The following is a 12958-nucleotide window of genomic DNA, read 5'->3' on the forward strand; positions in this document are numbered from 1 at the left end:
TACAACTCTCCTCCCCTCTTTTGGGTCTGCAAAGTTAAAAGCTTTTCCGTTCTTATAAAACACTTTTTATCAAAATATTTTTAAGCCCTGGAAACCAAAACCTTATTCCAAATCAAGCACCTCGAAAGCTCTTCCCAAATGCCCCTGTCCGTCCAACAGGATGACAAAGGTAGTAAATAAACCTAAATAAAAAACCCAATAGATCCATATACAATTAAAAAAGTGTGTTTTTTTATATATAACTACCCTAATTACAAACAGGTTATCAGATGCAAAAAAAATCATATAAATCCGCAAAGGCCCCAGTAGCTATTAAATAGCATGATAACCTTTCAAAATACTCACTAAAGTCCAGTGAAATCAGATTTTATTCCGTGCAAACCTATCTTCGGCCAGATAGACCTGGACAGGCTGTGAGAAACACATTTACTGGTGGAATAACGGATAATCATAAAAACTATTTACGATTCTAAACAGAAAAGCTTCTCTATTAGCTAACAAGACATTGAATTGCTATGATATATATTAAAAAAGAACCGCCTCCTTATAAAAAGACGATTCTTTTTGTTTCTCCCAGCCTAAACAAAACATCAACTTTTCTCCTTGATGGAATTTAATAGCTCGGTCAATTCTTTTACTTGATCAGGATGGTCTTCATACAAATTATTCATTTCCTCTGGATCCTCTTTCAAATTATACAATTGTCCTGGACTCTCAATTCCATAACCATCTTTGTTCAAACCATCACTAAAACCACCAGATTTTTGAGAAAGAATCAGCTTCCATTCCCCCTTTCTAATGGCAAATACTCCCTGATGGGAATGGTGGACCAAAAAGTCCCTAGCCACTGGATTGTTATCGATAATGGTATTTTTCAAACTAACGCCGTCTGGAGTTACATCAGGCTTGGCATCAATTTCAAGTATATCTCTGATGGTGGCCATAATATCCAATGAAGAAACCAAGCCCTCATTCACACTACCTGCTTCAACATTGCCAGGCCATCTCACAATAAATGGTAGTCTATGACCACCTTCCCAAGCATCTCCCTTCAATCCTCTCAAATCTCCGTTTGCCTTATGGCCATAATCTTTGATCACAGAAGCTGTCGGTCCCGAATAATTTTTTCCGTTTCTAGCAGGCGAACCATTATCACTTGTAAAAATAAATATTGTATTATCCGCTACTCCACTCCTTTCAAGCGCATCCATTATTTGTCCTACAGTCCAATCTACTTCTTGGACAAAATCCCCATAAGCTCCTGCTTGACTAGTTCCCTTAAACTGCTCTGTTGGAGCAATCGGTGTATGGGGAGCTGTAAGGGCAAAGTATAGGAAAAATGGACTTTCACCTCCAGAAGCTTCTTCAATATATTTCACCGACTTTTGGGTGATAGTAGGCAATACATGCTCCAAAGTCCAACCTGGCGCCATAGCCCCAGGAATACCAAACAATCCCTTTGGTTTTTCAGTAATTGGATCTTCTACGACTCTCTCATTTTCAATAAATGTATAAGGCGGAAAATTAGGCACATCATCCCCAAAGTAATAATCAAATCCAGCTGATAAGGGACCACCCTTTATCGCCGCATTATAATCTACATTTGCACCACCATTTTCTATTGCAGGCAAAGTATCCTTGGTAGCCCAATTCCAGCCTAAGTGCCATTTACCTATAGCAGCTGTTTGATAACCAACCTGTTTCAACATCTGTGGCATCGTGACTTGATTTTCTTCAATTAGTGGTTCATCCCATGGCCAAAGTACACCTTTCTTTAAACGCGTTCTCCAACTGTACCTCCCAGTCAATATCCCATAACGCGTGGGAGTACAAACTGAAGAGGGGCTATGTGCATCAGTAAACATCATTCCTCCATCAGCAAGCTGGTCAATGTTGGGCGTACTGACTTTGGCATCGGCATTATAAGCAACCACATCTCCATACCCTAGGTCATCTGCTAAAATCAAAACAATATTGGGAGGTTTATTTTCATTTTTATCAACCTGTTTGGTATTACAAGCCCCTACACTCAACAACGAAATCAAAAGGACAAAAAGCCTTGATGAAGAATTTATATTCATAATCTATATTTTTAGGTCAAAAGACCTATAAATATAATAAAGTTTTTTTCAAATTTTGAATTCCTATTAAAACAATCAAAACAGAAGATATTAAGGCAATCACTCTTTAATACCATATTATAACAACAGAATCTATATTTAGGCATATCCAGAATTATACCAATAGCCAAATAAATTGCCAGAAATATGCAATATAAAACCTATCACTGCCTGATCAGCCGTGGCGGATAAAACCCGTCGCGCTGCTTCCAGATTGATTGGGCCTGATTTTCTTGCACTTAAACTCTCCCCTCATTCCAAGCGTAAGACTGAAAAAGTACTGGGAGCACTATTCGTCCCTTTTATAGCATTTAGACTTATGGTACCTTAAAACACTTCTCCTGACGCCAACAAAACCCGGCCACCGACTTCTAATTTCAAATAATTGATTTTATCAAGACTTTGGAAAGCTACTGATTGGCTTAAACCCGAATTAGTATCCTTTCCCTTTGAGGGGTGCACATAGTAATCCTTGGCATATCCATCCCCGCTTATGGCTAGAAAAATCACATGCAAAACACTAATTACAAACAGCCTTCTTTTCATCTTAACAATTATAGAATTATCACTATTCAATTCCCTTTAGTCTATCCACCAAAGCTGCTTCCATTTTTTCTCCCCATCATTTTCTTGGGCAATACCGGGTGTACTTCTACCCTCCAAAACATATTTTGTAAGAAGATCCTGAAGCTCCTGCACTCTTTCTGGATATTTCGCCTCTAAATTGCGGGTTTCGGAAGGATCTTCTTTCATATTATACAATTGAACAGGTGGCAAGGAATCCATTTCTGCAACTTCCTGAGGAGTTGGGTAACTCCATCCTCCCGATCCTCCACACATAATAAGTTTCCACTCTCCTTTTCGAATCGCAAAAGAACCATTCACTGAATGATGGACAGTTGCCTCACGAAAATTTTCATCTAATGTCTCTCCTTTTAAAAGGGGAAGCATACTATAGCTATCCTCACCTTCATGGTCCTTTAATTTGTAATTGACCAAATCTGCACAAGTCGCCAATAAGTCGGTTGTACAAATGGTCTTTTCGCTGACACTTCCTGCCTTGACTGCTTGGGGCCACTTAACTATAAAAGGAACGCGATGACCTCCTTCGTAGATATCAGCCTTATGGCCTCGATAAATCCCACTAGGATGATGTCCTGCTTCAATCAGCTCATCTATTTTAGCCGCTGGTGCACATCCATTGTCCGTTACAAATATGATCATGGTTTCATCTGTTGCGCCTGATTCTTCTACCGCAGCAATCAGCTGTCCCATATAATCATCAATCATCATCACAAAATCACCATAAGGGTTCAAACCGCTTTTGCCCTGCCATTTCTCAGATGGAAGAATTGGAGAATGTGGTGATGGGAGGGCCAAATAAAGGAAAAAAGGCTGATCCGTCTTTGCTCTATCTTGCACATATGAAATCGCTCTCCTAAAGAAATTAGGTGTTACATCCTCATGCTTAAAATCTGGTGCCGTCATTCCCATTCTCCACCAACCATATTTGTCTTTGCTTTCTGTCGAGTCAGTTGGGATTTCAGTCACCTTTCCATTTTCCACATAGACATAGGGCGGGATGTCCAATGAGGCTATATGACCATAAGCGTAGTCAAAGCCATTGTCATTGGGATTATGGCTCACTTCTTTGGTGAAATCAATATTTCCTTCTTCATCATGTCCCCAATTCCAGCCTAAATGCCATTTCCCCAAATAAGCAGTATGATAACCATGATCCTTCAACAAAGAGGCCACAGTAGTTCTAGATGTATCTATCAAGCCTTTATCGTCACTCCATAGTACACCTTCTTTTAATGTAGACCTCCAATTATAACGCCCTGTCAAAATGCTATAGCGGGTAGGCGTACAGACAGCAGATGCTGTATGCGCATCTGTAAAGCGCATACCATCTGCAGCCATTTGATCCAGATTTGGCGTGGGGATTTTCCCTTCAGGATAAAATGCCTGAATATCCCCAATCCCCATGTCATCGGCCAACACATAAATAATATTGGGTGGCTTAGCTTTTTCTATCCCCTTGGTACAGGAAAACTGAAAAACACAACACAAGACTATAAAGCACTGAATAAAATTTGGGTTATTGTTTTTCATAAGCTTGAGTTTAGCATCACTGCATCCACCATAGTTGTTTCCAAGTTTTTCCTCCTTCATTGGATTGCGGAAGTCCTGGAGTGCTCCTTCCTCGCTCTACATATTGGGTCAACAAAGTTTGAAGTTCATTGACTTTTTCGGGGAATTCGCCTTGTAGATTATTTTCTTCTCTTGGATCTTCTTTGAGGTTAAATAACTGGATATCGGGTAATGTATCCTGTTTGGCAACTTGCGCAGGAGTAGGAAAACTCCATCCTCCAGAACCAGCTGTCATGGCCAACTTCCAATCTCCCTTCCGAATGGCAAAACTACCATTGATAGAGTGGTGAACTGTAGCTTCTCTTAATGTTCCCTCAATGGCTTCGCCTCTGAATATTGGCAGCAAACTATAGGAGTCCTCTCCTTCATTATCCTTTAAAGAATAATCAACCAATTCTGCACAGGTTGCCATCAAGTCTGTGGTGCAGATGGTCTCATCACTTATAGACCCCGCTTTAATCATCTTTGGCCATTTCACGATAAATGGCACTCTATGTCCACCCTCATAAATATCTGCCTTATGGCCTCGATAAATACCATTTGGATAATGCCCTTCAGCAATAAGTTCATCAATTTTTGCTGCTGGAGAACAGCCATTGTCACTGGTAAAAATAATAATAGTATTCTCTTCAATTCCTGCTTCCTTAACGGCCGCCATAAGCTGCCCCATATAATCATCTATCATCATCACAAAATCACCATAAGGGTTCAAACCGCTTTTGCCCTGCCACTCTGCCAATGGTAGGATTGGAGTATGAGGAGAAGGCAATGGAAGGTAAAGAAAGAATGGGTCTTCTTCCTTGGATCTTTCTTTCACATATTCAATCCCTCTTCTAAAGAAATTAGGTGTAACATCCTCATGTTTGAAATCAGCCCCGGTTGCACCTTTTCTCCACCAACCATATTTATCCTTACTTTGGGTTGAATCATTTGGAAGAGCTGTAACTTTTCCATTTTCCACATAGACATAAGGAGGAATATCCAGCGAGGCTACATGCCCATATGCATAATCAAAGCCATTATCATTGGGATTATGGGTAACCGGAAGACTAAAATCAACCTGACCGTTTTCATCTTTGCCCCAATCCCAGCTAAGGTGCCATTTCCCAATAAAAGCAGTATGATAACCATTATCACTGAGCATGGAAGCTACTGTAGACCTAGCAGTATCTATCAATGGTTTGGAATAGCCACCCAGTACGCCGTTCTTGAGTCGGGATCTCCAATTATACCTCCCTGTCAAAATCCCATAACGGGTTGGGGTACAAACTGCAGACGAAGTATGGGCATCCGTAAAATTCATTCCTTCCGCTGCCATGCGGTCCAGGTTAGGGGTTAAAATTTTTCCCTCAGGATTATTGGCCTTCAAATCCCCAAAGCCCATATCATCGGCAAGCACATAGATTATATTGGGCGAACTAGCTTGGTGACCGTCATTTACTGATGACTTTTGACATGAAAAAAATCCTATCATCAATACTCCTATTAGCAGTTTAGCTAACTTACAATTCATCATTTTATTTTTTTAATTAGCAATTTCCATAAATATCTTATAACTCCTTTTAAAAAAACTTCCTAAAGTCCATACTTTTTTTGCCCAAAGAGAAAAAACACCATGCTTTAAAGCCTACAGACAAGAAAAAAGGCCAATAGGTACTAGCTATTGGCCTTTTCTATTTTCACTTCTTGATGATTTTTTCTAATTCATTTTTCATTTCCTGAAGCACCTCCGGCTTTTCCTTTGACAAGTCATTCTTTTCTTCTTCATCTAATTTCAAGTCAAACAATTGATCTTCTTTTGAAAACCCTGTTTCGATCTTAGGTCCCCAAGGCACCATTTCAGGCCCTTTATTTCCAGGTATATACTTATAACCATCCTGCCTAACATAGGCCAGGTTACTAAAAAGGGCTTCCTGAACTAAGGCATAGCGACCATCCTTTTCTTTACCCACTAGGGTATTCCAAGCATTTTGGGTATCGACTGCTTGCTCTTGATTATAATCTACCTTAAAATGACCAGCCATGGAACCTAACATATCCACTTGGCATAGTAAGGCATTGGAGATCGTTCCGGCCTTGATACCTTTGGGCCATTTCACTATAAAAGGCACACGAGTACCTGCTTCTAAAGCACTGTACTTCCCTCCACTAAGCGAGCCCCATGGTTGATGATCGTTCAACTTTTCCTTTGCTTCATCTTCATAACCGTCATCCAGCACAGGCCCATTATCACTGGAAAAAATAACCATGGTGTTTTCTTCCATATCATTTTCCTTTAACAACTTCATCAATTCCCCTACAGTCCAGTCCAATTGTGCAATAACATCTCCTCTTGGACCAAAGCCTGTAGTTCCTTGAAACCGTTCATTAGCTATTCTTGGCACATGGATATCATGGGTAGAAAAGTACAAAAAGAAAGGATTTTCTGACTCTTCTATAATAAATGACTTTGCCTTGTCCACAAAAGTTTGGGCAAAATCCTCATCTCTCCAAAGTGCTGACTCGCCACCCGACATATAACCAATTCGACTGACCCCATTCACTATAGTATGGTTATGGCCATGAGACCACATCATTTTCAATTGCTCGGGATGTTCTTTTCCTGTAGGTCGCTCTCCAACTTTTTTTCTATAGCTCACCTCAATCGGATCATTGGGATCCAATCCAACTACATGGTGGTCTTCTACGAATACCGTTGGAACACGATCCCCTGTTGCCGGAATTATAAATGAATAATCAAAGCCAATTTCCAAAGGGCCAGGCTTCAATACCCCATTCCAATCCGGTCCTTCCTTTCCTCCTAATCCCAAATGCCACTTCCCTATCACGGCCGTTTTATAACCTGCCTTTTGCATTACTGATGGCAAAGTCTCCACTCCTGGCTTAATGAGGGCAGAAGCATCCCCAGGAGCAACTCCTCGCCCCTTTGCTCTCCAAGCATATTCTCCTGTCAAAAGGGAATACCTGGAAGGGGTGCAAGTTGCTGCCGTTGCATAAGCATTGGTAAACAACATACCATCTTCTGCAAGTTTATCAATATTAGGAGTCGCTATCTTCCCTCCATATGCGGAGATATCACCATAACCTACATCATCTGTATAAATTAGCAATACATTGGGCTTAGCTGATTTATGATTCTTAGGAGCTTTACTCACTTGCTTCTGGCTACATCCAAAGCTCAAAACCAGCATGAGGCAGCCCAACCAATATGATTTTTTCATTTCTCAATAATATATTTTTAAAAACACGAATATAGTCCATCTGCACTACACTATAATTACCGCAGATCAAAAAGGCCAGTTAAAATAACCGGCCTTTTTGAATATTAATTATGATTAGATTAGTAGCCAGGATTTTGGACCCACTTGGGATTATCTGCTATTATCCCTTGATCAATTGGGAAATAGAATCGCTCTGGACCAAACTCTCTAGTGACTGGTTCTGCATTCTTTAAGGTGATGATATACTTGTCCTCATCAAGATCATACTTGAACACCAAACCTTTCATTCTTACATTATCCAAGTAGTCCGGTGCAATTCTCCATCTTACCAGATCCCAATACCTGTGCGTCTCAAAACACAATTCAACTTGTCTTTCCTTTCTCAAATTCTCTTCAGTAATTTGATCGTAAAGGGGCATTCCTGCCCTGTCTCTCAACATATTGACAGCATTTAGAGATTCGTCCATTTGGTTAAGATAATAAGCTGCCTCAGCCAAATTCAAATAGATCTCTCCTAATCTAAAAATTGCGAAATCTTGACCTGAATCTCCACCAATCGGTAAATCCAAATACTCATTTATATTTTTACGTCTCATTAGAGCCGTATTTCTAACGTTTCTTGGATGCGCTTTTGCTGGCCATGTTTCTCCATTCCTATCAAGATTCCCAGAAGTTACTTCCACTTTTTCTCCTTGATTATTGGTGTAAAGCGTGCTACTGTGAAAATAGATCAAACCTCCTTTAAAAGTCGTTTCAGGATAAAAGACTGATGCCTTAAAACGTGGATCCCTATTTCCAAAAAATTCTTCAACATCCCACATATTATCAGCAGTAAGTTGATCCCTGGAAATAGATGTTCCCAAAGTTCCATCCTGAAAATCAAACATCTCAACCATATCATACAATACGGGAAAATTACATCCCCATCCTCCGCGGAACTCAGCTGGAAAACCAAGACGATCAAAACTTGAACCTTTAATGATAGGCTCGAAAACTTGAGCAAAAATCACCTCACTGTTATTATCTTCTAGAAACAAGTTGATGTAATTTTCTACCTTATCATCAAATTCGTTGTACAGTGCGAAATTTCCAGATTCAATAATTTCCTTAGATGCATCATAACTGATTTGGTAATAGCTCTGTGCCTGAGCATTTGGAATCCCTACCACTCCATCGATCTGTACCTCACCAAAGTTGGCAATACTTGCAGCGTATAAAGCAGCGCGACTTTTCAGGGACAATGCCGTCCATCGGTCTACACGCCCCTGTCCTCCTGTTGGGTCAGTATTTAGAAAAGGAATGGCTGCATCCAATTCTGAAATGATAAAATCATATATTTCCTGCTCAGTATTTCGGCCTGGATAAAGCACTTCCTCAGGATCATCCACATTTTGGACTTCCGTAATCAAGGGTATTCCACCATAGCGTTTCACCATTTCAAAATACATATGAGCACGCAAATACTTTGCTTCAGCCATTTTTGAATCGATGTAATCCTGTTCAAACGAAGTACTGCTGGCAATATTTTCAATGATGTAATTGGCATCACGGATATTGTTCCAAGCATAATACCCAACAGGGCCATCTCCAGCAGCTGCCGAATAGGTCCGTTGATAGGTAGTATTGGGCGCCTGCCAATCCGCAAAATTGATATGTTCGCCCCCAATGGCAGAAATCATTCCTATATTTAAACCAGATTGTCCTCCCCAATTAAAAAACCTAATGTCTTGATATATTTTCGATAAATAGGCTTCCGTTAAAGACTCTGATTCAAAAACATTATCCTCCGAAATAAAATCCGGAACCTTAGTCAACTCATCTTCACATGAAAATAGCACGAAGATGCAAAGTGGCAATAATATGTTTCTTATGTTTTTCATTACTGTCTGCTTTAAATTACAATGCTACTTGAACACCAAAAGACATCGTTCTTAACAATGGTAAATTGAAGGCGTTTGGACGTGAAGCCTCTTCGGGATCAATATTTCCCTTGAAAATTCCTAGCTTGTTAAAGGACACTATATTGTCTCCCGAAACATAAACTGTCAATCTGTCCAAGCCTACTCGAGACAAAATTTGCTTACTGAAATTATAGGATAGTGTAGCTGTTTTCAACCTCATATAGGTACCATCCTTCATCCAAAAATCTGACGTAAGATCGTTCCAAGTCCTTGAACCATCCCTATTAAATGCAGGTAATTGAGCATTAGGGTTTGAACCTACCCCTGGATTCGAAGGATCTTGGGTCCAAGAATATTCTTCATGTATCTTTAAAGGAACCTGCTCATTTCCAAATGGTGCTCTATAAGCTCCTACAATAAATACATTGAACTGTGATCCTCCTTGCCATAGCATTGACAAATTGAAGTTTTTATAAGTCAAACTCGGGCTCAAACTATAGGTCAATTGAGGATTATTTCCGTAGCCAATTTCATACCTATCTTCTCTGTTGATTATTCCATCTCCTGTGATATCAACATATCTAATATCTCCAGGCTTTGGAGTTCCATTGATATCCTCAAAAGTATAGGTATCCAAATATTCATCCACCTCACCTTGGGAATTGAACAAACCATCGGATTTATATCCAAACGCTACATTTACCCAACGACCTGATCTCTTATCAAATTTAACCTGGACTGGATCCGTCTCATCAATATCTTCTTGGTACTTCTCATACTTCTGTCTTGTATACCCAACACCTGCAACAATATTATATTGAAATTCTCCCACAGCACCCTTCACACCCAAAGAAGCATCAAAACCTCTATTACTTCTTGAATCAAGATTCACACTTGGCAGGTTAGCACCAAAAGTAAATGGCAAACTTTCCAAAGGTGGTCTTAGCAAACCATCTCGGTACCTGTAAAACCCATCTACACTACCAAATAATTTACCACCAAACAAGGTATAGTCAATCCCTGCATTGTATAAGGTAGTCTCTTCCCAAGTAACCAATTCATTGGGCAAACCACTGGATTGAATTTGGGAAATTTGTTCCCCATTCAGAATATAGATATTACCAGTCCTCTCCTCAAATCCAGACAAATATTCAAAAGAAGTATTACCTAAGTTATTATCAACTCCAGTCTGGCTGAAGGAAAGCCTTAATTTCAATTGATCTAAGACCTCTGCATCTCTCAAAAAATCTTCCCTCGCAATATTCCATCCTGCCGAAACAGACGGGAAGTACCCCCACCTTACTTTAGGACCAAATTTAGAACTGGCATCAGCTCTTAGGGTAGCTTCAAACAGGTACTTTTCATCAAATGAGTAGTTTAATCTACCTGCAAAACTGACACGGGTATATTCTACATCACGACCGGTACCCGATGTAATAGTCAACTCATTGGCTCCACTTACTTCGGGAATATCAGGAGAGAGCAAATCTCTTCTTGTCACATTTAAACTATTGTAGATATTGTCTTCCCTTTCTCCAAAAGCCAAAAACGATATATTATGCTTGGAAATTTCTTTATTATACCTTGCATATCCTCTATAGAGGAATCTACTTCTTGGATCACTAGGTCCATATATACTTTTATTATATGCATTGATTCCTCCAGAACCTTCCAGTTGATATCCATCATAATCTTCTGTAATATCATCAGGGTGGTAGGAGTAAACTTCGTAGAATTTGGTTAGGCGCTCTCTTACACCTGTTCTAAACCTAAAGTTCACTCTAGACCCCAGGGTCAAATCTTTAAAGAAAGGCAAATTATAGCTCAATTCCACTGCACCGGCAGTCGTCTTTTTATTGGTGTTCTCATAGCCAACTACATCCTTTTGAATCCTAGTAACCGGCGAACGAGCATTAAATCCGGAATAAGGGTTTTTGGTAGGATCAGGTAAAGAAGTAGGATAAATAGGCTGAGAAGTTCTTAGGTCATTCCATACATCCCCGATACTTGAGGCGGCGTAATCCTGTTGCTCATTGATATGGCTAACATTTAATTTCAGGTCCAACCCTTTAGAAAGATTAATATCTGTATTACTCGTTACGGAAAATTTACTGTAATCATAATCTCCTCGGAATATCCCCGTTTGGTCCTGCATTCCAATACTGAAATAATACTTCACATTTTCACTCCCTCCTCGAAGGCTAAGATTATGGTTTTGCAGGGGAGAACCTCCTTTCTTCACAGTTGCATTTGCCCAATCATAACTAGGGGCTCCTGGTGCCGTATATTTTTCTAAATTCTCTTCTGTAAACAAGGTACCATATGGTATCTCAGCATCGGGATTTGCTGGATCGTATTGGGTATTAAATATTGCATCCCTACCAATTTTGATGAAGCTTCCAGCATCAACTTGCTCGGGAAAAGTCAACCTTTTTTGAGTAGCAAAATACCCGTGATAGGTTACTTTAGGCTTTCCAGAGGTTCCCCTTTTAGTCGTTACTAAAATAACCCCGTTTCCTGCCCGAGCACCGTAAATAGCAGCTGAAGCATCCTTCAAAACAGAAATACTTTCAATATCATTTGGGTCAATACGGTCCAAATAGGATTCTACTCCATCTACGATAACCAAAGGAGCACCAAACCCTCTGATACTAATATTTACATTATCCTCTCCTGGAAGCCCTGGATTTTGATTAGTTACCAAACCAGGAACCTGTCCTACTAACAGCCCTTTCACATTAGTAGTTGGGTTTTTAGCAAGTTTATCAGCCTTTAAATCTGTCACCGATCCTGTAAGTGTACTCTTCTTCTGAGTGCCATATCCTACTACCACAACTTCTTCAAGGTTCCCTACATCTTCCATCAAAATAACATCTATAATGGTTTGGTTACCTACTGCAATCGTTTGTGGTTTAAAACCCACAAAAGAATAAATCAACTCAGTACCTTCCTCTACTGTAATGGTATATTTCCCATCCATATCTGTTACAGTACCGTTTGTAGTCCCCTTTTCTACCACCGTCACGCCAGGGATAGGAGCTCCTGTATCATCCTTCACTGTACCGGTAATGGTTTGCGCAAAAACCTCAATCTCTACAGGGTCATTCCTTTCGTTACGATAAACACCCACGTAAACATTATTATTTACCTGTTTAAACTTCAAACCAGTAGTTTTAGCTACTTCTGTCAAAACTCCTTCTACTGAAAACTTGTTCTTTTTAATTTTAATTATGGGGTCATTGTCAATAATATCATCTGGATACACAAATACGTAATCTGTTTTGTTTTCCAGCTCTTCAAATAGTGCCTTCACGGTCCATTCCCGCTTTTCTACTTTCACAAAAGCTTGATCAAGCGGCTTGATCTGTGCATTTCCTTCCTTTGCCATTAAGGTCGAAAGAAATATGCATTGTACTATTATGCCATATAGCAGATTTTTAGACACCATTTTAATTAGGTCCAGTAATTTTCTTTTCATAATTTTGTAAATGTTTTAAGGTTAGTCACTTGAAACTCTCAGGGCAGTCAACTCTGTTTGGCGATGGAAGGCTGTCCTGTTTTT

General features: G+C 39.8%; 7 protein-coding genes. All 7 read right to left on the bottom strand.

Annotated elements, in window-relative coordinates; translation table 11 throughout:
- Positions 1 to 590 precede the first annotated feature (590 nt).
- The 7 genes from H7U17_RS20295 to H7U17_RS20325 all read right to left on the bottom strand — a co-directional run bounded on the left by H7U17_RS20295 (position 591) and on the right by H7U17_RS20325 (position 12874).
- Entirely contained in the window at positions 591 to 2081 is a 1491-nt protein-coding gene (locus H7U17_RS20295) for a sulfatase family protein (RefSeq protein ID WP_186758725.1), read from the bottom strand.
- Between the two features lie 366 nt (positions 2082 to 2447).
- Entirely contained in the window at positions 2448 to 2666 is a 219-nt protein-coding gene (locus H7U17_RS20300; RefSeq protein ID WP_186758726.1) for a hypothetical protein, read from the bottom strand.
- Positions 2667 to 2702: 36 nt separating this feature from the next.
- The gene (locus tag H7U17_RS20305; RefSeq protein ID WP_186758728.1) at positions 2703 to 4235 is read right to left on the bottom strand and encodes a sulfatase family protein; all 1533 of its coding nucleotides are present in this window, start codon (positions 4233 to 4235) and stop codon (positions 2703 to 2705) included.
- Positions 4236 to 4251: 16 nt separating this feature from the next.
- The gene (locus tag H7U17_RS20310) at positions 4252 to 5790 is read right to left on the bottom strand and encodes a sulfatase family protein (RefSeq protein ID WP_230981520.1); all 1539 of its coding nucleotides are present in this window, start codon (positions 5788 to 5790) and stop codon (positions 4252 to 4254) included.
- A gap of 163 nt (positions 5791 to 5953) precedes the next feature.
- On the bottom strand, positions 5954 to 7495 hold the full coding sequence (locus H7U17_RS20315; RefSeq protein ID WP_186758730.1) for a sulfatase family protein: 1542 nt from the start codon (positions 7493 to 7495) through the stop codon (positions 5954 to 5956).
- A gap of 119 nt (positions 7496 to 7614) precedes the next feature.
- Positions 7615 to 9375, bottom strand: coding sequence for a RagB/SusD family nutrient uptake outer membrane protein (locus H7U17_RS20320; RefSeq protein WP_186758732.1), 1761 nt, complete (start codon positions 9373 to 9375; stop codon positions 7615 to 7617).
- Between the two features lie 16 nt (positions 9376 to 9391).
- The gene (locus H7U17_RS20325; RefSeq protein WP_186758733.1) at positions 9392 to 12874 is read right to left on the bottom strand and encodes a SusC/RagA family TonB-linked outer membrane protein; all 3483 of its coding nucleotides are present in this window, start codon (positions 12872 to 12874) and stop codon (positions 9392 to 9394) included.
- Positions 12875 to 12958 lie beyond the last annotated feature (84 nt).

The organism is Echinicola salinicaeni (genome assembly GCF_014280965.1).
In the GTDB taxonomy this organism is placed as follows: domain Bacteria; phylum Bacteroidota; class Bacteroidia; order Cytophagales; family Cyclobacteriaceae; genus Echinicola; species Echinicola salinicaeni.

What these genes read in the sequence shown, in the direction of transcription:
- H7U17_RS20305 (WP_186758728.1), bottom strand. Translation starts at nt 4,235, where the DNA reads ATGAAAAACAATAACCCAAATTTTATTCAGTGCTTTATAGTCTTGTGT.
- H7U17_RS20315 (WP_186758730.1), bottom strand. Translation starts at nt 7,495, where the DNA reads ATGAAAAAATCATATTGGTTGGGCTGCCTCATGCTGGTTTTGAGCTTT.
- H7U17_RS20325 (WP_186758733.1), bottom strand. Translation starts at nt 12,874, where the DNA reads ATGAAAAGAAAATTACTGGACCTAATTAAAATGGTGTCTAAAAATCTG.
- H7U17_RS20320 (WP_186758732.1), bottom strand. Translation starts at nt 9,375, where the DNA reads ATGAAAAACATAAGAAACATATTATTGCCACTTTGCATCTTCGTGCTA.
- H7U17_RS20295 (WP_186758725.1), bottom strand. Translation starts at nt 2,081, where the DNA reads ATGAATATAAATTCTTCATCAAGGCTTTTTGTCCTTTTGATTTCGTTG.
- H7U17_RS20310 (WP_230981520.1), bottom strand. Translation starts at nt 5,790, where the DNA reads ATGATGAATTGTAAGTTAGCTAAACTGCTAATAGGAGTATTGATGATA.
- H7U17_RS20300 (WP_186758726.1), bottom strand. Translation starts at nt 2,666, where the DNA reads ATGAAAAGAAGGCTGTTTGTAATTAGTGTTTTGCATGTGATTTTTCTA.